This window comes from Luedemannella helvata (assembly GCF_039528415.1).
GTDB lineage: Bacteria > Actinomycetota > Actinomycetes > Mycobacteriales > Micromonosporaceae > Luedemannella > Luedemannella helvata.
On sequence record NZ_BAAALS010000013.1, the window covers coordinates 154,485 to 181,309 of the forward strand.

General features: G+C 72.4%; 21 protein-coding genes. 19 read left to right on the forward strand and 2 right to left on the reverse strand.

The window, feature by feature from the left end; translation table 11 throughout:
• Positions 1-15: 15 nt before the first annotated feature.
• Positions 16-477, forward strand: a complete 462-nt coding sequence (locus tag ABD191_RS15235; protein WP_344081994.1) for a ribosomal protein L7/L12 — start codon at positions 16-18, stop codon at positions 475-477.
• Positions 478-546: 69 nt separating this feature from the next.
• Here the strand turns inward: ABD191_RS15235 and ABD191_RS15240 are convergent, their stop codons facing one another.
• Positions 547-1,074, reverse strand: a complete 528-nt coding sequence (locus ABD191_RS15240; protein ID WP_344081996.1) for a hypothetical protein — start codon at positions 1,072-1,074, stop codon at positions 547-549.
• A 213-nt stretch (positions 1,075-1,287) separates the two neighbouring features.
• On the opposite strand from ABD191_RS15240, the gene ABD191_RS15245 reads away from it, so the two are divergent.
• Positions 1,288-2,424, forward strand: a complete 1,137-nt coding sequence (locus ABD191_RS15245) for an aromatic ring-hydroxylating oxygenase subunit alpha (protein ID WP_344081998.1) — start codon at positions 1,288-1,290, stop codon at positions 2,422-2,424.
• Here the strand turns inward: ABD191_RS15245 and ABD191_RS15250 are convergent.
• Positions 2,396-3,169 carry an IclR family transcriptional regulator gene (locus ABD191_RS15250; protein WP_344082000.1) on the reverse strand — a complete coding sequence of 258 codons (774 nt, stop codon included), beginning with the start codon at positions 3,167-3,169 and terminating at the stop codon, positions 2,396-2,398. The two genes, ABD191_RS15245 and ABD191_RS15250, sit on opposite strands and share 29 nt — an antisense overlap.
• 38 nt (positions 3,170-3,207) lie before the next feature.
• Between ABD191_RS15250 and betA the strand changes: the two genes are divergently transcribed.
• The 17 genes from betA (at position 3,208) to ABD191_RS15335 (ending at position 26,509) form a co-directional block, all read left to right on the forward strand.
• Entirely contained in the window at positions 3,208-4,863 is a 1,656-nt protein-coding gene (betA, locus tag ABD191_RS15255; RefSeq protein ID WP_344082002.1) for a choline dehydrogenase, read from the forward strand.
• 185 nt (positions 4,864-5,048) lie between these two features.
• Complete coding sequence (locus tag ABD191_RS15260) at positions 5,049-7,769, forward strand: sensor histidine kinase (protein ID WP_344082004.1); 2,721 nt, start codon at positions 5,049-5,051, stop codon at positions 7,767-7,769.
• Positions 7,759-8,184, forward strand: coding sequence for a roadblock/LC7 domain-containing protein (locus tag ABD191_RS15265; RefSeq protein ID WP_344082006.1), 426 nt, complete (start codon positions 7,759-7,761; stop codon positions 8,182-8,184). The genes ABD191_RS15260 and ABD191_RS15265 overlap by 11 nt, the downstream gene beginning before the upstream one ends.
• 35 nt (positions 8,185-8,219) lie before the next feature.
• On the forward strand, positions 8,220-8,621 hold the full coding sequence (locus ABD191_RS15270) for a DUF742 domain-containing protein (RefSeq protein WP_344082008.1): 402 nt from the start codon (positions 8,220-8,222) through the stop codon (positions 8,619-8,621).
• Positions 8,605-9,198 carry a GTP-binding protein gene (locus tag ABD191_RS15275; RefSeq protein ID WP_425560721.1) on the forward strand — a complete coding sequence of 198 codons (594 nt, stop codon included), beginning with the start codon at positions 8,605-8,607 and terminating at the stop codon, positions 9,196-9,198. The genes ABD191_RS15270 and ABD191_RS15275 overlap by 17 nt, the downstream gene beginning before the upstream one ends.
• Positions 9,195-10,271, forward strand: a complete 1,077-nt coding sequence (locus ABD191_RS15280; protein WP_344082013.1) for a quaternary amine ABC transporter ATP-binding protein — start codon at positions 9,195-9,197, stop codon at positions 10,269-10,271. Before ABD191_RS15275 ends, ABD191_RS15280 begins: the two co-directional genes overlap by 4 nt.
• Positions 10,271-12,289 carry an ABC transporter permease gene (locus ABD191_RS15285; protein ID WP_344082015.1) on the forward strand — a complete coding sequence of 673 codons (2,019 nt, stop codon included), beginning with the start codon at positions 10,271-10,273 and terminating at the stop codon, positions 12,287-12,289. Before ABD191_RS15280 ends, ABD191_RS15285 begins: the two co-directional genes overlap by 1 nt.
• A 1-nt stretch (position 12,290) precedes the next feature.
• A complete protein-coding gene (locus ABD191_RS15290) occupies positions 12,291-13,253 on the forward strand; it encodes an ABC transporter substrate-binding protein (protein ID WP_425560722.1) in 963 nt (320 codons plus the stop codon).
• A 60-nt stretch (positions 13,254-13,313) separates the two neighbouring features.
• Entirely contained in the window at positions 13,314-13,835 is a 522-nt protein-coding gene (locus tag ABD191_RS15295; RefSeq protein ID WP_425560724.1) for a DUF1707 SHOCT-like domain-containing protein, read from the forward strand.
• A 226-nt stretch (positions 13,836-14,061) separates the two neighbouring features.
• On the forward strand, positions 14,062-16,491 hold the full coding sequence (locus tag ABD191_RS15300) for a GcvT family protein (protein ID WP_344082017.1): 2,430 nt from the start codon (positions 14,062-14,064) through the stop codon (positions 16,489-16,491).
• Complete coding sequence (locus tag ABD191_RS15305) at positions 16,488-17,681, forward strand: sarcosine oxidase subunit beta family protein (RefSeq protein WP_344082019.1); 1,194 nt, start codon at positions 16,488-16,490, stop codon at positions 17,679-17,681. Before ABD191_RS15300 ends, ABD191_RS15305 begins: the two co-directional genes overlap by 4 nt.
• Before the next feature lie 14 nt (positions 17,682-17,695).
• Positions 17,696-17,938: a sarcosine oxidase subunit delta gene (locus ABD191_RS15310; protein ID WP_344082021.1), complete on the forward strand. Its 243-nt coding sequence runs from the start codon at positions 17,696-17,698 to the stop codon at positions 17,936-17,938.
• Positions 17,935-21,078 carry a 2Fe-2S iron-sulfur cluster-binding protein gene (locus ABD191_RS15315; RefSeq protein WP_344082023.1) on the forward strand — a complete coding sequence of 1,048 codons (3,144 nt, stop codon included), beginning with the start codon at positions 17,935-17,937 and terminating at the stop codon, positions 21,076-21,078. The genes ABD191_RS15310 and ABD191_RS15315 overlap by 4 nt, the downstream gene beginning before the upstream one ends.
• A gap of 65 nt (positions 21,079-21,143) precedes the next feature.
• Complete coding sequence (locus ABD191_RS15320) at positions 21,144-21,455, forward strand: trypco2 family protein (RefSeq protein WP_344082024.1); 312 nt, start codon at positions 21,144-21,146, stop codon at positions 21,453-21,455.
• A gap of 4 nt (positions 21,456-21,459) precedes the next feature.
• Positions 21,460-24,519, forward strand: a complete 3,060-nt coding sequence (locus ABD191_RS15325; RefSeq protein WP_344082026.1) for a trypsin-like peptidase domain-containing protein — start codon at positions 21,460-21,462, stop codon at positions 24,517-24,519.
• A 54-nt stretch (positions 24,520-24,573) separates the two neighbouring features.
• Entirely contained in the window at positions 24,574-25,539 is a 966-nt protein-coding gene (locus ABD191_RS15330) for a TIGR03557 family F420-dependent LLM class oxidoreductase (protein WP_344082030.1), read from the forward strand.
• The gene (locus ABD191_RS15335) at positions 25,520-26,509 is read left to right on the forward strand and encodes a DNA topoisomerase IB (protein ID WP_344082032.1); all 990 of its coding nucleotides are present in this window, start codon (positions 25,520-25,522) and stop codon (positions 26,507-26,509) included. The genes ABD191_RS15330 and ABD191_RS15335 overlap by 20 nt, the downstream gene beginning before the upstream one ends.
• The last annotated feature ends 316 nt before the right edge of the window (positions 26,510-26,825 follow it).

A 26,825-nucleotide genomic window follows, 5' to 3' on the forward strand; every position in this document is an offset into this window, starting at 1 on the left:
TTGTTAGCGTGGAGCATGCCCGAGCCCCTCGCCATCGCGCTGGCAATCGCCGGCATAGCCGCCGTGGGCGGCCTGATCGCTGTGCTGATGCGTCGCGGGGAGGCTGACACCGACCTGGTCGGTTCGCAATTGGCGCAACGGTCGGCCACGCCGACGGGCCTGGACGCCGGTTCGCTGGAGGAGCGGGTGCTCGACGCGCTGCGGCGCGGTCGCAAGATCGAGGCGGTCAAGGTGTACCGGGAGGCGACCGGCGCCACGCTGGCCGACGCGAAGCGGGCCGTCGAGCGCTACGAGGTCGGGCAGCCGCTTGACCACGCGCCGTTGTCGACGCCGGCGCCGACCCAGCTCGACGACGCCGCGTGGCGCCAGTTGCGGGCTCTGGTCGCGCGCGGCCAGAAGATCCACGCCATCAAGCTCTACCGCGAGCTGACGGGCGTCGGCCTCCGCGAGGCGAAGGACGCCATCGACGCGCTCTGACCCGGCGGCGGCCGCAGGTCGTGGCGGCCCTGGGCCACGGGGCGGCTCTTTCCCGCCATCACCCGTGGGTTACGGCGCGTAGAGCAGGTCCATCGAGTCGGTGTTGCCCGCCCAGGACAGGTCGAGGTGCCAGCAGCCGGGCGCGGGTACGTCCACAATGGTCGGATAGATCTCGCCCGGCCCGGAGTTGGCCTCCTGTGTCGCGGTGGTCGCCGCCCCGCCGCCGGCCGGCGTGGCGGTCACCCTGAGCGGCTCACCGTTGCGGGGCTTGCCGACGATGAACAGGATCTTGTTGTTGCGGCCGTCGTCGCGGGGCGCGGCGCGCAGCGGCTCGCCGAAGATGGCCGCGACCACGTCACCCTTCGCGGAGCGCACCTGGGTCGCGGGCAGGCCGGGGCCGGCGTCGTCGACCCACACCGGCGCGGGCGTGGTGCCGACGTGCTCGCAGGTGGAGTTCGCCCGAATCATGGTCAGGACAGCCGGGGCGGCGCTGGTGGGCGCGGGCGTCGCCGGGGCGTCGGCGTCGGGTTCCCCGGTGCACGCGGCGACGGCGAGGGCGAGGCAGACGGCGCTGGTCAGAGCGATCACACGGCGCATAGCGGCCCCCCTCAACCGATGTCCGCGGAGTCTACGCGCCGCGCTCGACCCTGTCCGGCCCTTCAGTTCGATCGATTCCGATAAGGCAACGCGGGGCAACACATCGATATCTGTCGTGGTATGAAGGCGTTGACAGAGCGGGTCGCCGGCGGAAAGCTGTTGCCGTTGGCGAAACATGTTTCGAGTCACGGAACTCCGGCCCCGGGAGCACCCATGACGGCCACGCTGCCACCCAGCCTGCGGGCCACACCACCCGGCCGCGCGTACACCGACCCCGCCCGCTTCGCGCACGAGCAGGAACTCATCTTCGAGCGCACCTGGTTCTGCGCGGTGCGGGCCGGGGACCTGGCGGACGCCGGGGACTTCCGCACCGTGACCGTCGGGCGGGAGAGCATCCTCGTCGTACGGGGCCACGACGGCGGCGTGCGGGCGTTTTTCAACGTGTGCCGGCACCGGGGAGCCCGGGTGTGCGCCGACGAGCAGGGATCGGTGAAGCGGACGCTGCGGTGCCCGTACCATGCCTGGTCCTATGATCTCGACGGCCGCCTGGTCGCCGCGCCGAACCTGGCCCACATGCCCGACATCGACCGGGTCGCCTACGGGTTGAGAGCGGTGCACAGCCGCGAATGGCTCGGCTACGTGTGGGTGTGCGTGGCCGACGAACCCCCGAGCTTCGACGACGAGGTGGTGGGCGCGGTCGTCACCCGGCTCGGCGACGTCGCCGCCATCGACCGTTACGGCCTCGCCGACCTCGCCGTCGCCCGGCGCATCACCTACGACGTACGCGCCAACTGGAAGTTGATCGTCGAGAACTTCATGGAGTGCTACCACTGCTCGACCATCCACCCCGAGCTGGTGGGCGTGCTGCCGGAGTTCGCGAAGGGCTACGCGGCGCAGTACTTCGTGGGCCACGGCGCCGAGTTCGGCCCGCGCGTCGAGGGCTTCACGGTCGACGGCTCACCGGGCCACGACCCGATCCCCACGCTCGCCCCCGAACAGGACCGGCGCTACTACGCGGTGACGATCCGACCCAACCTGTTCATCAACCTGGTACCGGACCACGCGATCCTCATGCGCATGACCCCGCTGGCCGTGGACCGCACGGTCGTGGAGTGCGACTGGCTCTTCCAGCCGCACATCGTCGCCGAGGGCCGCGACGTGTCCGCGTCCGTGGAGCTGTTCGACCGGGTCAACCGGCAGGACTTCGACGCCTGCGAGCGCTGCCAGCCGGCCATGTCGTCGCGCGCGTACGCCGACGGCGGGGTGCTCGTGCCGAGCGAGCATCACCTCGCGGACTTCCACGCCTGGGTCGCGGCCCGACTCAACCAAGCCAGCCCAGACAATGACTGATCTCGTCGGCACCCGCCACCAGCCGGGGCGCGCACTCGGCCATCCGGTCCGGCGTGAACCGGTACGCCGGGCCGGACGCGCTCACGGCCGCCACGACGTCGCCGCGCGCGTCGCGCACCGGGGCCGCGATGGCGTTGAGCCCCACCTCGTACTCCTCCAGGGTCTGCGCGTACCCGCGGGACAGCACCGCCGAGAGGTCGCGTTCGAGCGCGGTCCGCGAGGTGAGCGTCGCCGGCGTGAAGCCCGCCTGCCCGGCCGCGCGCAGCAGCTCGGCGCGCCGGCCCTTCGGCAGGTGGGCGAGCAGCACTTTGCCGCTGGACGTGGCGTGCAGCGGGGTGGCCCGGCCGACCCAGTTCTGCGCCGAAACCGAAGCGGGGCCCTGCACCTGGTCGACGTTGACGGCGTGATGGTCCCGGGCGACCGCCACGTTGATGGTCTCGCCCAGCGCGCCGGCCAGCCGCTCGCAGACCGGGCGGGCGCACCGGCTCAGGTCCATCCGCGCGGTGACCGCGCCGGCCAGCCGGACGATGCCGAAGCCCAGCTGGTAGCGACCCCGGTCGCCGTCCTGCTCGACGAGCCCCCGCGACTCCAGGGCGCCGAGCAGCCGGAAGGCCGTGGACTTGTGCACGCCGAGCTCGTCGGCGACCTCCGTGACCCGGCTCGGCCCGCGCCTGGCCAGGAGCTCCAACACGCTGATGGCGCGGTCGACCGACTGGACGCCGCCGGAGTCCTGGCTGTGGCTCATGGGCGAAACCATACGCAAGATCGCGAGAGCGGGGTGGCATGGCGCCGACATATGACGTGGTGATCGTGGGCGGTGGGTCGGCCGGCAGCGTGCTGGCCAACCGCCTCAGCGAGGACCCGGCCACCTCGGTGCTCGTGCTGGAGGCCGGCCGGCCGGACTATCCGTGGGACGTGTACGTGCACATGCCGGCCGCGCTCACCTTCCCGATCGGCAACCGGTTCTACGACTGGGGTTACGAGTCCGAGCCGGAGCCGCACCTCAACGACCGACGGATCTATCACGCTCGCGGCAAGCTGCTGGGCGGCTCCAGCAGCATCAACGGCATGATCTTCCAGCGCGGCAACCCGCTGGACTACGAGCGTTGGGCCGCCGACCCGGGCATGAGCGACTGGGACTTCGCGCACTGCCTGCCGTACTTCAAGAAGCTTGAGGACGCCACGGCGGCCGCGCCGGACGACGAGTTCCGGGGCCACGGCGGCCCGTTGACGCTGGAGCGCGGCCCGGCCGACAACCCGCTCGTGGGCGCGTTCCTCGGCGCCGCCCAGCAGGCGGGCTACGCCCTCACCGACGATGTGAACGGCTACCGCCAGGAGGGCTTCGGGGCGTTCGACCGGACGATCCGCGCCGGCCGCCGGTGGTCGGCCACGCGGGCCTACCTACGGCCCGCGATGCGGCGGAAGAACCTGACCGTACGCACCAGAGCGCTCGCGCATCGCGTGCTGTTCTCGGGCACCCGGGCGGTCGGGGTGGTCTACGAGCGCGGCGGCCGGCTGGCGACCGTGCACGCCGGCGAGGTGATCCTGTGCGGCGGGGCGTTCAACTCCCCGCAGCTGCTGCAGCTGTCCGGCGTCGGCGACGCCCGCGAGCTGCGCGCCCTCGGCGTCGAGGTGGTCGCCGACCTGCCCGGGGTCGGCGAGCACCTGCAGGACCACCTGGAGGTCTACATCCAGTACGCGTCGAAGCAGCCCGTGTCCATGCAGCCGTACCTGAAGTGGCGGCACCGGCCGTGGATCGGCGCGGCGTGGCTGTTCGCCCGGCGTGGCCCGGGCGCGACCAACCACTTCGAGTCGGGCGGCTTCGTGCGGAGCAACGACGGCGTCGGGTACCCGAATCTGATGTTTCATTTCCTGCCGGTCGCGGTGCGCTACGACGGCTCGGCGCCCGCCGGCGGCCACGGCTATCAGGTGCATGTCGGACCCATGTACTCCGACGCCCGGGGCACCGTGAAGATCCGTTCGACGAATCCGCGCGACAAACCGGCGTTGCGGTTCAACTACCTGTCCACCGACACTGACCGACGTGAATGGGTGGAAGCGGTGCGAGTGGCGCGGGACATTCTCCAGCAGAGCGCGCTGGCGCCGTTCAACGGCGGCGAGCTGTCGCCCGGTCCGGCCGTCGACACGGACGCCCAGATCCTGGACTGGGTCGCCCGCGATGCCGAGACGGCGCTGCATCCGTCGTGCACGTGCCGCATGGGAACGGACCGCATGTCCGTTGTGGACCCGGACAGCATGGCCGTTAATGGGCTGACCGGCGTCCGCGTGGTGGACGCGTCGGTGTTCCCCTACATCACCAACGGCAACATCTACGCCCCGACCATGATGGTCGCCGAAAAGGCGGCCGATCTGATCCTGGGGAGACCACCGCTCGACCCGTCCACAGTAGAGTTCTATCGCCGCGGGGCCCCCGCCTGATTTCCGCGGATCATGCCCTCCCGGACCATGCCGCGCCCAGATTATCGGTCCGCCGGGATTGTGCCTTTAGTAACAATCATTTAATTTGATGGAAATGATGGTCACCAATCCTGAGTCCGATTCATGATGTCCGTCGGGCGGGAGATCAATAGTGCCCAGGCGCAGATGGGAAGCGGTGCCTCCTGATGAGACCGGCCACGACGCCCCCGAACAACCGGCCACCGTCCATGCGCACCTCCGCTAACGAGGTCGTTGGACACCGCCGGTCCCGTGCGGCGGCGCGCGAACGCTCCGGCTGGCCCGGCGACCTGCCCGGCAACATGGCCGTGTCCGGCGACGGCGGGCCCACGGAGCACGCGCCGCCCCCCGGGCACGCCGCGCCCTGGCCGCCGGCCGCGCCGCTCGACGCGCCGCCCCCGCCGCCGCCCGGCTGGCAGGCGCCGGTCGAGCCCGGCGGCTCCATCCGGGGCCGGCTGGCGCGCATCCTCGCGCTGCTGCTGGTCGCCGTCATCGGCCTGCTCGCGGTCGTGGTCGTCGACGACTTCGACTCGTACCAGACCTCGACGCGCGCCACCCGCGCCGTCGAGCTGACCCTGCGGGTACAGAACCTGGTGCAGGAGCTGCAGGACGAACGCGGCGTCGTCAGTGGCCTGCTCGGTGGCAACGCCTGGTTCACCAACGTCATGGCCGACGCGCGCGCCCGGGTCGACGCCCAGGTGGTGGCGGTGCGCGACGGTGCCACCGGCACCGCGCAGGGCGCCGCCGAGGTGCGCGCGGCCGTCGCCACGCTCGCCGACGTCGGGGCCATGCGCGAGAAGGTCGACGCGAAGAAGGTCAGCCGCGCCGCGGCCCTCGCCTTCTACACCAGGCACATCACGGCGCTCAACGACATCGACTTCGGCCTCGACAGCGTCGGCGACCTGAAGCTGCGTCGCGCCGCGGCCGCCATGGAGGAGCTGGGCCAGATCAAGGAGACGACCGCGCTGGAGCGGGCGTTCCTCAACGGCGTCTTCGCCGCCGGCGGCTTCAAGGGCACGGAGTACGTGCAGTTCTCCGCGATCCAGGGCGAGTACCGGGCGGCGCTCGAACGCTTCCACCGCTACGCCAACGGATACCAGGCCTGGCTGCTCGACAAGGCGCTCGACACGGGCGCCGCGTACGAGGCGGCCGCGTTCCGCGACGTGGCCGTGGCCGCCGGCACCGGCAAGCGGTTCGTCGTCGACCCGCAGTCGTGGTGGTCGGCGGGCACCACCGTCCTCGACGACATGCGCGAGGTCGAGGAGGAGATCGGCGAGGGCATCTCCATCCGGGCCCACAACCTGCAACTCGACGCCAGCTGGCGGCTGGGCCTGCTGCTCGCGCTCGTCCTGCTCTGCGCCGCCGGCGCGGTCATCCTCGTCGTCGCGGCCGCCCGGTCGATCACCCGCCCGCTCGCCGCGCTCGCGACCGAGGCCGACGCGGTCGCCACCCGCCGGCTGCCCGACGCGGTGTCGCGCGCGCAGAACAGCGTCGATGTCGACGACCTACCGCCGCCCGAACCCGTACGCGTGCCGGCACGGGCCAGCCACGAGATCCAGTCGGTGGCCACGGCGCTCGACCGGGTGCAGTCCACGGCGTACGCGCTGGCGACCGAGCAGGCCCTGCTGCGCCGCACCACGACCGAGTCGCTGGCCAACCTGGGCCGGCGCAACCAGAACCTGCTGCGCCGCCAGCTCGGCTTCATCACCCAGCTGGAGCGGGAGGAGACCGACCCGGCCGGGCTGGCCAACCTGTTCGAGCTGGACCACCTGGCGACCCGCATGCGACGCAACGCGGAGAGCGTCCTCGTGCTCGTCGGCGAGGCGGCCCCGCGCAGCTGGTCGCAGCCGCTGCCGGTGGCCGACGTGCTGCGGGCCGCGATCTCCGAAGTGGAGGAGTACCGGCGGGTGCAGCTGCGCCGCATCGACGACGCGTGGATCGGTGGGCAGTACGTCGCCAGCATCGCCCACATGATCGCCGAGCTGGTGGAGAACGGCCTGTCGTTCTCCCCGCCCGACGTCGACGTGGAGATCCAGGGGCGGCAGCTGCCCGGCAAGTACCTCATCGCGGTCACCGACCAGGGCATCGGCATGGAGGAGTCCGAGCTGGCCCGGGCCAACGAGCGCCTTCGGGGCGGCGAGAACTTCCTCACCGCGCCGACCCGGTACCTCGGCCATTACGTGGTGGGTCACCTGGCCCGGCAGATGGACATCGACGTCCAGCTCGCACCGTCGCCGGTCACCGGCATCACCGCGCGGGTGACGCTGCCGGGCTCGGTGCTCGCCGCCCCGCCCAGCGTCTCCGCCAGGGCGGCCGGCAGCGCCAGCGCGCCGCAGGCCGCCCCCCAGCCGGAGCCGGCCCCCGCCTACACGGCGACGGCCGAGCCCGGGTACGCCACCTCCCGGCCGGCCGAACCCGCCACACCGTCGTGGTCGGCGAGCGGCGAGAGCTGGGACCCGCTCACGGACCCGCAGTGGGACCAGCCGCTGCGCGCCGACACCTCGTGGCTGGACGCCCCGCTCGCCGAGTCGCCCCGCGCGATCTCGGCCCGGCCGGTCTCCGTCGTGGAGTACGTCACGGCGCCCGGCGACGCGTTCACCCAGCCGACGACGGGCGTCCCGGTGGTGGGCGGACCCGCCCCGGGCACCGATCGCACCGCGAACGGGCTACTCAAGCGACAGCCGCGCAACCGCGCGGACCGCACCAGCACCACCGTGCCCCGGCAGCCGGACGTCGCGCGCGCCGCGGAGATCAGCCACTCGCCGGACGACGTCCGGTCGCGGCTGACCTCCCTGCGCGCCGGCATGCTGCGGGGCGAACAGGACACATCCAGCGGGCTCGGCGCGTGGCCCGGCTCCGACGCGGAAGGGGGCTCCCGTGCCCGTTGATCTCCAAGCCGACGTCAACAACCTCAACTGGCTCCTGGCGAACTTCGTCCGGAACACCGACGGGGTCCGCGACGCCGTGGCCGTGTCGTCGGACGGGCTGCTCGTCGCGACCTCCGACGGCCTCGACCGCGCCTCCGGCGACCAGCTCGCGGCCATCGTGTCGAGCCTCGTGAGCCTGTCGCGCAGCGCGTCGCGGCGCTACGACTTCGAGGCCCTCAAACTCATCATGATCGAGATGAAGAGGGGCTTCCTGCTCGTGTCCGCCATCAGCGGCGGCAGTTGCCTCGGCGTCATCGCGGACTCGACCGGCGACCTCGGCCTCATCGGGTACGAGATCACCACCCTGGCCGACCGGTTCGGCGCCATGCTGACCCCCGGCCTCATCGCAGAGTCGCGTAGATACCTGCCCCAATGAGCGGCGACATAGGGCCGAGGCTGCCGGATCCGCGGATGATCCCGCAGTGGCAGGCGCCGGCGCCGCGGCACGCCGCGGACGACGACGGACCGCCGCCGGAGCCGCCCCGGTCGCCGGACGACCCGCTCATCCGGCCGTTCTTCGTGACCGGCGGCCGGACGCACCCGCTGCGGGACGGGCTGCGCGTCGAGACGCTCATCAGCGCGCAGCCGTGGGCCGCGCACGCGCCGCTGCGCTTCGAGGCGCAGCAGATCGTGACGATGTGCCAGTCGCCGCGGTCGGTCGCCGAGATCGCCTCCGGCCTCGGCGTACCGATCGGGGTGACGAAGGTGCTCATCGCCGACCTGGCCGCCGACGGCTACGTGACGTGCCACGAGCACGTCGAGCTTCCCATCGACATCATCGAGAGGATCAGGGATCGTGTTCGGGCGCTCTAGCCAACCCTCACCGCCCATGTCGGTGAAGATCGTGATCAGCGGGGGCTTCGGCGTCGGCAAGACGACCTTCGTCGGCGCTATCTCGGAGATCGAGCCACTGGTGACAGAGGCCGACATGACCGAGATCTCCATCGGCGTGGACGACACCACCGGCGTCGACGGCAAGACCACCACCACGGTGGCGCTGGACTTCGGCCGCATCGGCCTGGACTCCACGCTGGTGCTCTACCTGTTCGGCACGCCCGGCCAGGACCGGTTCTCGTTCCTGTGGGAGGACCTCGTCGACGGCGCGCTGGGCGCGGTGATCCTCGTCGACACCCGCCGCATCGAGGACAGCTTCCCGTCCATCGACTTCTTCGAAGAGCGGAACATGCCGTTCCTGCTGGCGATCAACACGTTCGACCACGCGCCCCGGTTCGACCTGGCCGAGGTGCGCGAGGCGCTCGGCGTCGACAGCTACGTGCCGATCGTGGAGTGCGACGCGCGCCAGCGCGCGTCCGTCAAGGGCGTCCTTGTCGCGCTCATCGAGCAGGTGCTGGCCCACCGGATGGGTCAGGCCACGGTGGGCAGCCGGTGAGCGGCGACGCCACGCTCGACGTGCGGCATCTGTGGAAGGTGTTCGGGCCACGCGCCGACCGGGTCGTCGGCACGCCGCTCGCCGACCTGTCCCGGGCGGACCTGCTCGCGAGGACCGGCTGCGTCGCCGCCGTGCGCGACATCTCCTTCCGGGTAAGCCCGGGCGAGCTGTTCGTGGTGATGGGCCTGTCCGGCTCCGGCAAGTCGACGCTGGTGCGCTGCATGAACCGGCTCATCGAGCCGACCTCCGGGCAGGTGCTGCTCGACGGCGTGGACGTGGGCGCCCTCGACGCGCGCGGGCTGCGCGACCTGCGCCGGCACCGGATCGGCATGGTGTTCCAGCACTTCGGCCTGCTCCCTCACCGGCGCGTCCTCGACAACGTCGCGTACGGCCTGGAGATCCGCGGCACGGGCCGCGCGGAACGGTACCGCCGCGCCGCCGAGGTGCTGGAGCTGGTCGGCCTGCACGGCTACGACGACGCGTACCCCGACCAGCTGTCCGGCGGCATGCAGCAGCGGGTCGGCCTGGGGCGCGCGCTCGCCGTGGACCCCGAGATCCTGCTCTTCGACGAGCCGTTCTCGGCCCTGGACCCACTGATCCGCCGCGACATGCAGAACGAGGTCATCCGGCTGCACCGCGAGGTCGGCAAGACCATGGTCTTCATCACCCACGACCTGCACGAGGCGCTGCGGCTCGGCGACCGGATCCTCATCATGCGCGACGGCGGGACGGTGCAGGTCGGCCGGCCGGACGAGGTCGTGGGCGCCCCCGCGGACGACTACGTGCGCGACTTCGTCGCCGACGTGCCGCGCTCGCACGTGCTGACGCTGCGCTGGGTGCTGCGCGCCCGCCGCCCGGACGACGCGCTCGACGGCCCGGAGCTGGGCGCGGACGTGGTCGTGCGGGACGCGGTGCGCACGGTGCTCTCCTCGACCGCGCCCGTACGCGTGGTCGAGGACGGCGAGCTGCTGGGCGTCGTCGACCAGGACGCGATCCTGCGCGTCATCGTGGCCGAGGACGCGACCACGCGCCCCGGCGGCACGCCCGCCGTCACCGCCGCCGGGGCGGCCTGATGGCCACTGTCTCCGCGGCGTCGCCGGCGCCGGTGCCGACCCGCGCGCCCATGAGCGCCCGCCGGCCCCGGCGGGGGTGGCTGCTGGCGGGCGTCCTCGCGGCCTGGGTCGTCGCGTGGTTCCCGCTGCGCGGGCGCGACACGCTGAGCCTGCCGACCTCCGACCTGACGCCCGCCCACGACCGCCTCAACGAGCTGCGCGACTGGGTCGACGCCCACCGGGCCGACAACCCGTTCTTCACGGGGGTCATCGAGACGATCCGCCAGGCGGTGGACGGGCTCGCCACGCTCCTGCTGTCGCTGCTCAGCCAGCCCGCGTACGGCCGGCCGGTGCCGGTGATCGGCTGGCTCGGGGTCGTCGGGCTGGTCGCCCTGCTCGGGTACTGGCTGGCCGGGCCCCGGATCGCGGCCCTGGCGGCGGCCGGCTTCGCCAGCTTCGGGCTGCTCGGGCTGTGGCGCGAGAGCATGGACACGCTCGCGCTGACGCTCACGGCCGTACTCATCTGTGTCGTCATCGGGGTGCCGCTGGGTGTCCTGCTGGGGCTGGCGCCCCGCGTGGCCCGCCTCGTGAACCCGGTGCTGGACCTCACCCAGACCATGCCGACGTTCGCCTATCTGGCGCCGCTGGCGCTGCTGTTCCTCATCGGCCCGGCCACGGGCGTGATCGCCACGGTCATCTTCGCGCTGGCCCCGGTCGTGCGGGTGACCGCGCTGGGCGTGTCCGGCGCGAGCGCCGCCGCACTGGAGAGCGGCCGATCGCTGGGCGCCACCGGCTGGCAACTGCTGCGCACGGTGCGGTTGCCGGCCGCCCGCCGCCTGATCGCGGTGGGCATCAACCAGACGACCATGTGCGCGCTGTCCATGGTGACGATCGCGGCCCTCATCGCCGCGCCCGGCCTGGGCTCGACCGTGCTGCAGTCGTTGCGCATCCACGACACGGGCGGCGCGTTCGCGGCCGGGCTGGCCATCGTCATCATGGCCGTGGTGCTCGACCGGATCACCACAGGCGCGGTCCGTCGGGCCGGGCGCCGCGTCCGCCGGCGCCGCTCGCTGCTGCTGGGCGCCGCCGCCCTGGCCGCGGTCGCGGCCTACCTGTCGTACACGTTCTACTGGGCGGCCCTGTTCCCCGGGCCGACGGTCGGCGGCTACCTGGGCACCCCGCTGGCCGACGGCGTGAACGCCGCCGCCGAGTGGGTGCGACTCAACCTGGTCGACGTGACCGGCGCGGTGAAGAACGCCGTCACGTACGGGCTGATCAACCCGCTGGAAGCGCTGCTGGCCCAGTCGCCCTGGTGGCTGGTCGCCGCCGCCGTGCTGGCCGTCACCTGGATCGTCGCGGGCCCGCGCACCCTGCCCATCGTGGCGGCCTGCCTGGGCCTGATCATCGCGACCGGGCTGTGGGAGGCGGCCATGCAGACGCTGACCATCACCCTCATCGCGACCGCCCTCGTGCTGATCGTCGGGCTGATCTTCGGCGTCTGGCTCGGCCGCAGCGACCGGGCCGACCGCCTGCTGCGCCCCGTGCTGGACGCGGCGCAGGTCATGCCGGCGTTCGTCTACCTGGTGCCGTGCGTGGCGCTGTTCGACCCCACCCGGTTCACCGCGATCGTCGCGGCCGTCGTCTTCGCCGCCCCCGTCGCGATCAAGCTGATCGCCGCCGGCATCCGCGAGGTGCCCGCCACGGTCGTCGAGGCGGCCACCGCGAGCGGCGCGACCGCGCGGCAGCTCGTCGCGAAGGTGCAGCTGCCGCTGGCCGTCCGCGCGGTCGCGCTCGCCGCCAACCAGGGCCTCAACTACGTGCTCTCGATGGTCGTCGTGGGCGGCCTCGTCGGCGCCGGCGCCCTCGGTTATCTCGTGGTCGCGGGCCTGGTGCAGAACAGGGTGTTCGGCAAGGGCCTGGCCGCCGGCTTCGCGATCGTCCTGCTGGGGCTGATGTTGGACCGCATCGCCCAGGGTGCCGCGGCGCGGCAACGACGTCCCATCCAAAGCCCTCTGTCCACGACACAAGGAGATGTGTGAGGTGAAGGTAGGTACACGCTGGGCCACCGCGGTGGCGGGCGTCACCGTGGCGGCCCTGGTGCTCGCCGGCTGTGGCAAGAAGATCGAACAGACGGAGGCACCGGCCTCGGCGAGCGCCGTCCCGTGCGACCCGTTCACGATCGCGGTCAACCCGTGGGTCGGCTACGAGGCCAACGCGGCGGTCGTGCAGTACGTCGCGAAGACGAAGCTGGGCTGCACGGTCACCCTGAAGGAGCTGACCGAGGAGGTGTCCTGGCAGGGCTTCGCCAACGGCCAGGTCGACGTCATCCTCGAGAACTGGGGCCACAACGACCTCAAGCAGAAGTACATCGAGCAGCAGAAGGTCGCGGTCGAGAGCGGCCTGACCGGCAACAAGGGCATCATCGGCTGGTACGTGCCGCCGTGGCTGGCCAAGGAGTACCCCGACGTTCTCGACTACAAGAACCTCAACAAGTACGCCGACAAGTTCGCCACCTCGGAGTCGGGCGGCAAGGGCCAGCTCCTGGACGGCGACCCGTCGTACGTGACCAACGACGAGGCGCTCGTGAAGAACCTGGGCCTCAACTTCAAGGTGGTGTACGCCGGCAGCGAGGACGCGCTCATCGCCGCGTTCAAGAAGGCCGAGGAGCAGAAGCAGTGGCTCATCGGGTACTTCTACGAGCCGCAGTGGTTCCTCTCCGACGTGGCCCTGGCGCACGTCAACCTGCCCCCGTACACCCCGGGCTGTGACGCGGACCCGAAGAAGGTCGCCTGCGACTACCAGCCGTACGACCTGGACAAGATCGTGAGCAAGAAGTTCGCCGACTCGAACAGCCCCGCGGTGAACCTCATCAAGAACTTCCAGTGGACCAACGACGACCAGAACTCGGTCGCCATCGACATCTCCAAGAAGGTTTCCTACGAGGACGCGGCCAAGAAGTGGGTGGACGCGAACGCCGACAAGGTCGCCGCCTGGCTCAAGTAGGTCGTGGCACGGGCCGGTCGCTGTCCCAGCGACCGGCCCGTGCGCATTGGTGGCATGCTCATGGGCGTGGACGAACGAGCAAAAATGCGGGCCGCCGACGCCGACCGGCAGGCCGTCGCGGACCGCCTCCGCGAGGCGGTCGACGAGGGGCGCCTCGACCTGCACGAGTATGACGAGCGCCTGCAGAAGGCGTACGCCGCCAGGACGTACGGCGACCTCGACGGGCTGCTCGACGATCTCCCGCCGGTCGCGCCCGAGGCCCGTTCGCAGCTCGCCCCGCGCGCGCCCGCCGCCGAGCCGGCCGTGGCCGGCGCCGTTGACGCCGACCCGCCCCGGCGCTGGCTGGCCGGCATGTGGGGCTCCTGGCTGGCCACGTCCGTCATCTGCACCGGTGTCTGGGCGGCCTCGTCCGCCGCCGGCAGCGGCTGGCACTGGCAGTACTTCTGGCCCGTCTGGGTGATCGGCCCGTGGGGCGCGGTGTGCCTGGCCCGCACGATCCGCAGCTTCATCGACCCGGACCACAACGAGGAACAACGCGCGGCCTACCGCGAGTCCCGCCGTCAGTCCCGCAAGGACGACTGAGTCCGGCGCGCGGCCCACACCGCACGTCGAGCACCGTGCTGCTACAGAGCTTCCACAGCGCTTCCACACGATGTCCACAAAACTGCGCCCGCCCCATCAGCCGATAGATACCTCGGCGCCCGACCTTCACCACCTCGGGCGTTGACAGGGCCCGTGAGTGGCCGGGACGCTTGTTGCGGCATTCGCACGTGTTGCTCAGGGCGCCTCATGCCCGGGAAGGCGGGCGGTGAAGGTAGTCATCGTGGGCGCCGGGGTGGTCGGGGCGGCGCTGGCCGACGAGCTGTCCGTGCGCGGGTGGACGGACGTGACCGTCGTCGACCAGGGCGCGCTGCCCAGGCCCGGCGGCTCGTCCTCGCACGCGCCCGGGCTGGTGTTCCAGGTCAACAGCGTGAAGACCATGGCGCGACTGGCCCGCTACACCGTCGAGAAGCTCGGCGCGATGTCGCACGAGGGGCGGCCGTGCTTCACCCGTACGGGAAGTCTTGAAGTCGCCACGACGAGCGAGCGGCTCGCGGAGCTGCACCGACGGCACGGCTGGGCCACCTCGTGGGGGTTGCTGTCGCACGTGCTCGACGCGACCGAGACGGTCGACAAGCACGACCTGCTCGACCCCTCCGTGGTGCTGGGCGGGCTCTATGTGCCGTCGGACGGCCTCGTCCACGCGGTCGACGCGGTCGGGGCCCAGCTCGACCGCGCGCGGCGCAGAGGCGTACGGGTGCTGGACCGGCACCGGGTGCTCGACATCCGCACGACCACGGACAGCGACCTGGGCGCCAACGGGCGGCCCCGGGTGACCGCCGTGGTGACCGACCAGGGCGACCTCCCGGCCGACATCGTGGTCTGCGCGGCCGGCATCTGGGGCCCGATCATCGCGGGCATGGTCGGGGTCACCCTGCCGCTGACGCCGCTGGCGCACCAGCTCGCCTGGTCGACCCCCCTGCCGGCCCTGGACCCGACCAGCGAGGCGACCCGCCCGATCCTGCGGCACCAGGGCGCGGACCTGTACCTGCGGGAGCGCTTCGACCGGCTCGGGGTCGGCTACTACGGCCACGACCCGATCCCGGTCGCGCCGGAGGACATCGAAGGCTCCGAGCTCGACTTCACGCCGGACGACTTCGCCCCCGGCTGGGCCGGGGCGCAGGCGCTGATCCCCGCGCTGCGCGACGCGCGGGTCGCCGAGGGCATCAACGGGCTGTTCTCGTTCACGCCGGACAACCTGCCGCTGCTCGGGGAGGCACGCGGCGTCGCCGGGTTCTGGGTGGCGGAGGCCGTGTGGGTCACCCACTCGGCCGGCGTCGGCCGGGCGGTGGCCGAGTGGCTGGTGGAGGGGCGCAGCGAGTCGTTCGCGCTGCACGAGTGCGACGTGAACCGCTTCGAGCCGTACCAGCTGGGACCGGTCTACATCGAGACCAAGAACAAGCGCAACTACGTCGAGGTGTACGACGTGCTGCACCCGCTCGACCCGATGGTCGAGCTGCGGCCGATGCGCACGAGCCCGTTCCACCCACGCCACCAGGAGCTGGGCGGATACTTCCTGGAGGCCGGCGGCTACGAGCGCCCGCAGTGGTTCGAGGCGAACGCGGGCCTGCTCGGCCGGTACGCCGTGCCGGTGCCCAACGACTGGGCCGCGCGGCACTGGTCGCCGATCGTCGGCGCGGAGGCGCTGCACACCCGGTCGGCGGTCGCGTTCTACGACATGACGCCGCTGCGCCGCCTGGAGATCACGGGTCCGGGCGCGACCACGCTGCTGCGCTGGCTCACGACCGGAACGGTGGACAAGGCGGTCGGCTCGGTCACCTACACCCTGCTGCTCGACGCCGACGGGCGCATCCGCAGCGACGTGACCGTGGCCCGGCTGGGCGCCGACCACTACCAGATCGGGGTCAACTCGCACCTCGACCTGGACTGGCTGACCCGCCACGCCGACGCGGTCGCCGCCCCGGTCCACATCGCCGAGATCACCGGCGCCACCTGCTGCGTCGGCGTGTGGGGCCCGCGCGCCCGCGACCTGCTGCGCGAGCTGACCCCGGACCTGGCCGGGCTGCGCTACTTCCAGGGCCGCCGCACCCACATCGGCGCCGCGCCGGTCACCGCGCTGCGGCTGTCCTACGTGGGCGAGCTGGGCTACGAGCTGTACACGACCGCCGACCACGGGCTGGCCCTGTGGGACGCGCTGTGGGCGGCCGGCCGCGACCACGACGCGATCGCCGCCGGCCGGGGCGCGTTCACCAGCCTGCGCCTGGAGAAGGGCTACCGGGCGTACGGGCTCGACATGACCGACGAGCACGACCCGTACGAAGCGGGGCTGGACTTCGCCGTGAAGCTCGACGACGGGCGGGAGTTCGTGGGGCGCGACGCGCTGCTGCTGCGCGCCGCGGCCGGGCCGGGACGGCGGCTGGCCTGCCTGACCATCGACAACCCGGTCGACGTGGTCATGGGCAGGGAGCCCGTGTACGACGGGACGGGCTGCGTCGGCTACGTCACCAGCGCGGGGTACGGGTACACGGTCGGCAAGGGGATCGCCTACGCCTGGCTGCCGGCGGCGCTGGCCGTGCCGGGGCGCGAGGTGCAGATCGGCTACTTCGACGAGCGCGTCGACGCGGTCGTGGCGAACGCCCCGCTGTTCGACCCGGCCATGACGAGGCTGCGCGCGTGACGACGTTGTGGCGCCACCCCACCCCGAAGCGGGCCTACGAGGTCGTCGTCGTGGGCGCGGGCGGGCACGGGCTGGCGACCGCGTACTACCTGGCCCGCAAGCACGGCATCACCGACGTGGCCGTCCTCGACAAGGGCTGGCTCGCGGGCGGCAACATGGCCCGCAACACGACGATCATCCGGTCGAACTACCTGTGGGAGCCCAGCGCCGGCATTTACGAACACGCCCTCGCGCTGTGGGAGGGCCTTGAGGCGGAGTTGGACTATCCGCTGCTGTTCAGCCAGCGCGGCGTGCTGAACCTGGCCCATTCGGAGCAGGACGTCCGCGACGGGGTGCGGCGGGTGCACGCCAACCGGCTCGCCGGCATCGACGCCGACTGGCTGTCGCCGGCCGGGATCCTGGACGTCTGCCCGATCGTGAACGTGGACCCGGACGCCCGCTACCCCGTGCTCGGCGCCACGTTCCAGCCGCGCGCCGGCATCGCCAAGCACGACCACGTGGCCTGGGGCTTCGCCCGGGCCGCCGACCGGCTGGGCGTCGACCTGATCGAGAACTGCGAGGTGACCGGGTTCGTGCGGTCCGGCTCGCGGGTGACCGGGGTGCGCACCAACCGGGGCGACATCCACGCGTCCACGGTCGCGCTGTCGGCCGCCGGCCACACGAGCGTGCTCGCCGAGCTGGTCGGCCTGCCGCTGCCCCTGCAGAGCCACCCGCTCCAGGCGCTGGTGTCCGAGCTGCTCGAACCCGTCCACCCGACGGTCGTCATGTCGAACGCCGTCCACGTGTACGTCAGCCAGGCGCACAAGGGCGAGCTGGTCATGGGCGCGGGCATCGACGCGTACAACTCGTACACCCAGCGCGGCGGCCCGCACGTCATCGAGGCGCAGATGGCCGCCGCCCTGGAACTGTTCCCGGTCTTCGCGGGCGCGCACGTGCTGCGGACCTGGGGCGGCGTCGTCGACGTCTCCCCCGACGCCTCGCCGATCATCGGCCCGACCGGCATCCACGGCCTGATGATCAACTGCGGCTGGGGTACCGGCGGCTTCAAGGCCACCCCGGGCATCGGCGACGTCTACGCGGACACGATCGCGCACGGCCGCCCCCACCCGCTCGCGGTGCCGTTCGCCCTGGAGCGGTTCACCACCGGGGCCCTCGTCGACGAGCACGGCGCCGCCGCCGTGGCGCACTGAACGGAGTCCATGCCGTGCTGCTCATCCGCTGTCCCTGGTGCGGGCCGCGCAACGAGACGGAGTTCCACTACGGCGGCCAGGCGGGCGTGACCTACCCGGCCGATCCGGGCGCCCTGACCGACGAGGAGTGGGGCCGCTACCTGTTCGTCCGCGCCAACCCGAAGGGCGGCTGGGAGGAGCGCTGGTCGCACGCGGCCGGCTGCCGCCGCTGGTTCACGGTCCGCCGCGACACCGCGACGAACGAGTGGTCGGCATGAACCGGCGGCACCGGTCCGCGGGCCGCGTCGACCGCGCCCGGGTGCTGCGCTTCGTCTTCGACGGCGTCTCCTACGAGGGGTACCCGGGAGACACGCTGGCCTCCGCGTTGCTGGCCAACGGGATCCACCACGTCTCGACCTCCGTGAACCACGGCCGCCCGCGCGGCATCCTCACCGCGGGCAGCGAGGAGCCGACCGCCCTCGTGCGGGTCAGCGCCCCCTACGTGGAGCCCATGCGGACGGCCACCACGGTCGAGCTGGTCGACGGCCTGGTCGCGGAGCCGCTCGCCGGCCGGGGCCGGCTGACCGGCCCGGACCGGGCCCGCTACGACGCCGTCTGGGCGCACTGCGACGTGCTCGTCGTCGGCGGAGGCCCGGCCGGCCTGTCGGCCGCGGTGGAGGCGGTCCGCGAGGGCGCCCGGGTGATCCTCGTCGACGAGCGCCCCGAGCCGGGCGGGTCCGCCCTCGACCTGGGTACCGCGTTCGAAACCCGCGACCTGATCGCCGACGACCTGGCCGTGCTCCGGTCGTCCGCCGCGGCGACCGTGTTGTCCCGCACGACCGCGCTGGGCCTCTACGACGACGGGCTCGTGACCGCGATCCAGCGGCTCACCGATCACCTGCCGGCCGGCGCCGGCGGTACGCGCCAGCGCCTGTGGCGCGTCCGCGCCGGCCGGATCCAGCTGGCCACCGGCTGGCACGAGCGGCCGCTCGCGTTCGCCGGCAACGACGTGCCCGGCGTCATGCTCGCCTCAGCGGCCGTGTCCTACCTGCACCGCTACGGCGTGCTCGTCGGGCGCCGCGCCGTCGTGCTGACCACGAACGACACCGGACACGCGGCGGCCGCCACCCTCGGCGCCGCCGGCATGGAGATCGCCACGGTCGTGGACACGCGGGACGCGTACCCGGTGATCGAGGTTTTCGGCGGGACCAGGGTGCGGGGTGTCGCGGTGGGTGAGCGCCGCTACGACGCCGACGCGGTGCTGGTGGCCGGCGGGTTCAGTCCGGTGCTGCAGCTGTACGCGCAGGCCGGCGGGCGGCTGCGGTTCGACGGCGCGCGGGGCGCGATGGTGCCGGACGGGCACCGGGGGCCGGTGCAGTACGTGTCGCCCCTGCCACCGCCGAGTCACGTGCCGGCGTTGCAGGGCGGGTACGTGGACCTGCAACGGGACGTGACCGTCGCGGATGTCGCGCGCGCCAGGGACGCGGGGCTGCGCTCGGTGGAGCACGTCAAGCGGTACACGACCGCGGGGACCGCCCACGACCAGGGCAAGACGTCCGGGTTCCTGACGGCGCTCGCCGCCGGCACGGGTCTCGAGCTGACCACGTCCCGTCCGCCGTACGTGCCGGTGCTGTTCGCGGCCCTCGCGGGGCGCGACCGGGGTGCGTTGTTCGACCCCGTACGCCAGACGGCGGCGCACGACGCGCACGTGGCGCTCGGCGCGGTGTTCGAGAACGTGGGCCAGTGGCGACGGGCGCGGTACTACCCGCGCGACGGCGAGTCGATGGACGAGGCGGTACGGCGGGAGTGCCGTTCGGCGCGCAGTTCGGTCGCGGTCATGGACGCCTCGACGCTCGGCAAGATCGAGCTGGTCGGCCCGGACGCGGGCGAGTTCCTGGACCGGCTCTACACCAACGTCATCTCCACGCTCGCCGTCGGCGCGATCCGCTACGGGGTCATGTGCGGGGTGGACGGCATGGTGTTCGACGACGGCACGGTCGCGCGGCTCGCCGACGACCGCTTCCTGGTGACGACGACGACCGGGAACGCGGCCCGGGTGCTCGACTGGATGGAGGAGTGGCTGCAGACGGAGTGGCCCGACCTGCGGGTGTGGTGCACGTCCGTCACGGAGCGGTGGTCGACCATCGCGGTGGTGGGGCCGCACGCCCGCACCCTGCTGCCCGCCACGACCCACTCCCTGCCGTTCATGCGCTGGCAGGACGCGGTCGTCGCCGGGCTGCCCGCCCGGGTGTGCCGGATCAGCTTCTCCGGCGAGCTGGCGTACGAGGTCAGCGTCGCGTGGTCGTCCGGCGCCGCCCTCTGGGACGCCTTCGTCGGCGCGGGCGCGACGCCGTACGGCACGGAGACGATGCACGTCCTGCGCGCCGAGAAGGGCTACCCGATCATCGGGCAGGACACGGACGGGACGGTCACGCCGCACGACCTCGGGCTCGGTTGGGCGGTGTCGACCAGGAAAGCCCACTTCCTGGGGAAACGGTCGCTGGCCCGCCCGGACACGTCGCGTCCCGACCGCAAGCACCTCGTCGGCGTCCTCCCGGACGACCCGTCGCTGCGCCTGCCGGAAGGATCGCACCTGGTGGCCGACGGCGTCCCGGTCGGGCACGTGACGTCGAGCTACCACAGCGCGGCGCTGGGCCGCTCGTTCGCACTGGCTCTGCTTACCTCGGGTAGGCACCGCCACGGCGAGCGCCTGCACGCCACCCTGCTCGACGGAGCCGGCCTGCGCACGACCAGCGTCACGGTCACCAGCCCGGTGCTCTACGACCCGGACAACACCCGCCGCGACGGCGACGCGCCCGAGGCGGTCGTGTCGCTCCCGGACGCGCGCCCGGCGGCGAGCCCGTTCGCGGCCTTCGCGGACCGGTTCGCGGCGGTCGCCGACCGTACCGGCGGCGGCGTCCGCATCGCCGAAGTCCCCCTGGGCGCCCAGCTCACGGTTCGTGGCCCGGCCCCCATGCCGCCCAACACGACAATCGTCACGGCCACCCACACGGCCCTCTGGCTGGGCCCGGACGAGACGCTCCTGGTGAGCCCGGCCGGCGGCGACCTTCCCCGGCCTCCCGACGACGCGTGGTCGGTGGTCGACACGTCCGCAGCCCGCGTCGCGATCGCGGTCGCCGGGCCGCACGCGCGCCGGCTCCTCGCCTTCGGCTGCGCCCTGGACCTGCGGCCGGACCGGTTCGGCGCCGGCGGCTGCGCCCAGACCCACGTCGCCCGGACGCAGGCGCTCCTGTGGCACCGGGCCGACGACGAGTACCTGCTTGTCGTGCGCCCGTCCTTCGGCCCGTACCTCGCCGACTGGCTCGTCGACGCCTCCGCCGGCCTGAGCACGGCCGCGACAATCGACCAGCCGTACGGCCAGTTCTCGCCGGATGAACACACGAGGATGAAGACCTGATCGCGTGGAGCATCCACGCCAATGCATGGTTCCTCGCACCCACCCGAACCCATATCGTCCGTTACGTGGAGAAGATCGAACTAGCCGACGTCATCAGGAACCTTCGTTCGGAGCTGGACCGGGCGATCGACGGGGCGAGAGGTCAACGGCTCCAGTTCGACCTCGGTCCGATCGAACTGGAGGTCAGCGTCAGCCTGGAACAGACCGACGACGTGAAGGCCGGCATCAAGTTCTGGGTCGTCGACGTCGGGGCGGGCCTCAACGACAAGAACATCGCGACGCAGCGACTGAAGCTCACGCTCACGCCGACCATCGACGCAGGGGGCCAGCGCACCAACCCACGCGTGTCCGGGCAGGCTGTTCCGGGCGAGGAGTGACGCCGTGCGGACCGGACCCGACCCTGCCCGGGTGGCGCAGATCGTGGCGGCCGGCGTCCGGGCTTCCGGCTACCTCGTACGGTCGCGCACGGTCCTCACCGCCGCCCACGCCGTGCAACCGCAGGAGCGGTTGAAGGTGAGGTTCGTCGCCGAGGACGGCGGCGAGGTCATCGAACAGGGCGAGGTGGTGTTCCACGAACCTTCGCTGGACATCGCGGTCGTCACACTGGCCGGCGGCCCGAAGGTCGATCCCGTCCCGTACGGACGGGTCGTGGACCCACTGCCCGCCGAGGCCATCGGCTTTCCCCGGTTCCGCCTGCACACCCACCAGGGGGCGATCTTCCGGGACACGCGGCACGCCCGCGGAGTCGTCGCGCCCGCGTCCTGGCGCCGCGAAGGCGGCCTCGAGCTGATCGTGGACGCGCCGGCCCCGGATCCGGAAGCGTCGCCGTGGGAGGGCATGTCCGGCGCGGCCATCTGGTCCGTGGGCCACGTGATCGGCGTGGTGAGCGAGCACCGCCTCAACGACCCGCCGGACACGCTCACGGGGACACGGGTCGACCGGTGGTACGGGGACCCGAAACTGTCGCGCGGTCGCCTGAAACGGCTCCGCGACCTGATCGGGCTCCCGGCCGAGCACGGCCGGCTGACGACGGTCACCGCGCACGTGTGGCACCTTGAGGCGTATCTCGACGCCGCCACGCACGCCCTGCGACAGCCGACCGGGGCCCCGGCGATCGACAGCTACGTGCCACAGACGCTCCACCGGCACGGCGTTGACAACCTGCTCGACATCCGCGCGGGCCAAGGGCGCATCACCAGCGAGGACCTGCTGGCCACCACAACGGGCGCCATCGTCACCGCCGGGCCCGGCGGCGGGAAGTCGAGCCTGCTCCGGGCGCTTCAGGCCGCCGGCATAGCCCGCTGGCGCGGCGCTCACCCGCCGGGCGAACTTCCGGTGTACGTGCAGGCGACCGACCTCGTGGGCGGTGCGCCGCTCGCGCAGGCACTCGCGGGCGCCGTCTCGGCGCGACTGTCCGCCCACGGCCTGACGGCCCGGCTACCGGACGAGTTCTTCCAGGCCCCGCCCCGGCCGGGAGGTCGCTGGCTCCTCCTCGTCGACGGCCTGGACGACATCATCGATCCCGAGGGACGCGCGCACGTGCTGCGCCTGCTGTCCGCCGCCCGGGACTACCGCTTCATCCTGTGCACCCGCCCGCTCGCGGACCGGCGCGAGACCGGCCTGCGACAGGGCACGGCCCGCTACGAACTGGAACCGTTCGCCCGGCATCAGATCCACGAGTTCGCCTGCCGCTGGTTCACGGCGGCGGGCGGCGAGGATCCTTCTGCCACGGCCGACGCGCTCGCCCTCGCCGCCACCCGGGCCGGCCTGATCGACCTCATGCGGGTGCCGCTCATGGCCGCTCTGCTCTGCCACCTCTACGCCGTTGCCCCGGACGCACCGTTGCCGTCCGGCCGCAGCGGCGTCATCTCCCGCTTTGTCGAGTCGCAGTCCGAGCGCTTCCACTCCCCCGGCGCCGGCGGCGCCTTCAGCCAGGCGAAGGCCACCTTCGAACGGTACGGGCCGGACGTGGTCACGGCGGCTGGACGCGCGGTCGCTCTCATGCCGGCCGTCGTACGGGAGATGGCCGTCCGGCAGCACAACGCCGGAGTCGTGGCGGTCAACGCGTTCCTCGCCGCGCATCCGAAGCTCGCGCCGCCCGCCCCGGTGCCCCACGAGGCGTGGTCGTCGTTCCTGGCTGACACCGCGCGGCGCACCGGCCTGCTCGTCGGCGAGCCGGCGGCCTTCTTCCACGGCTCCATCGCGGAGTACTTCGCGGCCCAGGAACTCGCCGCGGACGCCGCGCGTCACGAGGCGGTCCTCCGCGATGGCCTCGCCGCCGTGCGCCGACGCACGCGCGCCGCGCGGTACCTCTCCGTACCAGCGCCCGCGCCCGAAGCGTCGTTCCTGGGCTTCCTCATCGACGCGCGCAAGCCCTCCCGGTCAGCCCACGGGGTGCTCAAGGACCTCGCGTCCGGCACGTACGTGCAGGGCCCGGAGTTCATCGCCGAACTCGTCCGCCTCGGGACGAAGGTGCCACCGGACGTGGTCCGGCGGGCGACGGACAACCTGCGGCGAACCGTGGGACGCAAGAAGCGCTACACGCCGTCCGACCGGGCCCGGGCCGCGGTCGCCCTCGCCGAACTCAGCACCGACGAGGGCGAAGAACTCATGCTGAGCCTGGCGTCGGACACGGACCTTCCCGCGTCGGCGCTCATGGATGGCAGGGACAAGGACGATGCCGAGCACGCCGGCCTGCTTCGCGGTCGGTACGAGTATCCGCGCGTCTATCTGGCCCTGAAGCTCGCCGAGCGTGGCCGGCCGGCCGGCTACGTCCTGTTGAACGCGATGGCCCGCGACGCGTACCTGTTGCCGATGACCCGGGCGCACTCCGCCGGGGCGCTCGCCGATCTCGGATCGCCCGGAGCGGCCGAACTCCTCCACGACCTGGCCCACGACCCGACGATGACCGTGAGCGGGCGGATCGTGGCCGCGCGGTTGCTCGGCCTGAAGCTGGCCGACGAACGGGCCGCCCGGATCCTGAACGCCATCGCCCGCGACGACAGCCTCTCGCCCTTCGTCGTCTCCCGTGCCGCCTTCTCCCTGGCGCGGCTCGGCGACAACCGCGGCCGGACGATACTGCTGCGCATCGCCCGGACCGCACCGCCCGACGGCGGGCTGATGGCCCACTTCGCCCGGGTGCAGGCGGCGCGGTTCCTCGCCCGCCTGGGGGATGAGCGTGCTCTCAAGGTCTTCGAACGCCTGGCCCACGACGAGGACGTGCCGACCTTCGTCCGGCGCCGGGCCAAGAGCGGCCGCAAGAGGTTCGCGGCCATGAAGCAGGCCGCCATGACCGTGGAGCAACGCGTGATCGCGGAGATCGCGTCCGTGGGGGTGGCCGCCCGGTTCGTCAACGCCTTCCTCACCCCGATCGCCAATGTCGCCGTGCACGCCTTCCTGAGGCGTTACCGGGACGCGCGCCCCGCCGACGCGGATCCCTAGCCGCCCCCGTGGACGTTTAACCAGCCGCTTTTGGGTCACCTGTACGCCATGCGTATGGGTTACTTCCTTTCCACCGAGGAGTTCACGCCGGCGGAACTCGTCGAGCAGGCGCGGCTGGCCGCCGAGGCGGGCTTCACGTCGCTGTTCGTCTCCGACCACTACCACCCGTGGAACGACGAGCAGGGCCAGTCGCCGTTCGTCTGGTCGATCATCGGGGCGGTCAGCCAGGTGTGCGACCTGCCGATCACGACCGCCGTAACGTGCCCGACCGTCCGCATCCACCCGGCGATCATCGCGCAGGCCGCCGCCACGAGCGCCGTCCTCACCAACGGCCGCTTCCACCTCGGGGTCGGCAGCGGTGAGGCGCTCAACGAGCACATTCTCGGCGACGCGTGGCCGGCCGCCGAAGTGCGCCTGCAGATGCTCGAGGAGGCCATCGAGATCATGCGGGAGCTGTGGACCGGCAAGGTCGTCAACCACGACGGCCGGTTCTACACCGTTGATCACGCGCGCCTCTACACCATTCCGGACACCCCACCGGACGTGTACGTCTCCGCGTTCGGCCCGAAGGCGATAGACCTGGCCGCCGACATCGGCGACGGGTTCATCTCGACGAAGCCGGACGCCGACGCGGTACGGCGGTTCCGGGAGGCCGCCGGCACCGGCAACACGCACGGCAAGCCGACCCTCGCCGCGACAAAGGGCTGCTGGGCACCGAGTGTCGACGAGGGCCTGGACATCGCGTACCGGCTGTGGCCCAACGAGGGCCTGCCGGGCGAACTGGCCCAGGTGCTGCCGACCCCGGAGCACTTCGAGCAGGCATCGACGCTGGTCACCCCCGACCGGATGAAGATGCCGCGCGGCCCCGACCCGGAGCCCTACCTCGAACTCGCCACGCAGTACGCCGAGGCCGGCTTCGACGTACTGCACGTCGCCGCCGTCGGCCCGCACTACAAACAGCTCATCGACATGTACGCCACGGAGGTCCTGCCGAGGTTCCATGCGCCTGAAGCGCAGTGACCCGGCCCAGCCCGGCTACACCCGCCGGCGGTACGGCAAGGGGTTCGTCTACTACAACCGCCGCGGTCGCACGCTGACCGACGAACGGATCATCAAGCGCATCGAGGCCCTGGTCATCCCGCCGGCCTGGCGCGACGTGTGGATCTGCCCGGACCCGGCGGGCCACATCCAGGCGGTCGGCACGGACGCGGCCGGCCGCCGCCAGTACCTCTATCACCGCGTGTGGCGTGACCGCCGCGACCGCCGCAAGTTCGCCAGGGTCGCGACCGTGGCCGACCGGCTGGCCGCCGTGCGGCGGAAGGTGACCCAGGATCTCAGCGACAAGCGCCTGACGCGCAAGCGGGTGCTGGCCCTCGCGGTACGCCTGATCGACCAGGGGCTGTTCCGGGTCGGCAGCGACCAGTACGCGGCCGGCGACGAGCCGACCTACGGCATCGCCACGCTGGAGTGCCGCCACGTCAGCGCGGGCCGGGACACGATGCGGTTCCGGTTCTGCGGCAAGGGCGGCATCGAGCACGACATCTCCATCAGGGACCCGAAAGCGGCGGTCACCGTCCGCGCGTTGCTGCGGGTCCGCGGCCCGGCGGAAAGGCTTCTGGCGTACCGGTCGACAAGCGGCATGCGCCCCCTGCACGCCTCGGACATCAACACCTACCTGGCGAAGGCCGCCGGCGCCCCGATCACCGCCAAGGACCTGCGCACATGGCACGCGACCGTGCGCGCCGCCACGGCCCTGTCCAAGGCCGGCCGACCGTCGTCGGCCACGCACCGCCGCCGGGTGATCTCCCAGGTTGTGAAATCCGTGGCCGAGGACCTCGGCAACACCCCCACGATCGCCCGTGCGTCCTACGTGGACCCCCGCGTCATCGAGGCGTACGAGCAAGGCATCACGGTGGACGTGCCCCCCGCCGCCCCCACCACCGGCCCGGCCGCCGAACGCGCCGTCCGCACCCTCCTAACCCAGGCCTGACCCCGCCCTCCTCGCCCACCCCGCTCACCACCCGCCCCGCCCGTGCACCCGGCTCGGCCCGCGCGCACCCTGCCCGCCCCGCGCGGCCACCCGCTTGCGCACCCGTGCACCCGGCTCGGCCCGCGCGCCCGCCCGTGCACCCGGCTCGGCCCGCGCGACCGCCCCGCCCGACCGCCCGCCCCGCCCGGCCGCCCGAGGTTTTGGATTCTTTCGCCGGTATAACAACCTGTTTAATCCAAACCCTTGGCGGACAGCGCGAGCACACCGGCAGCGCGGACACGCGGCCAGCGCGGACACGCGGGCCGCCCGGGCCGGG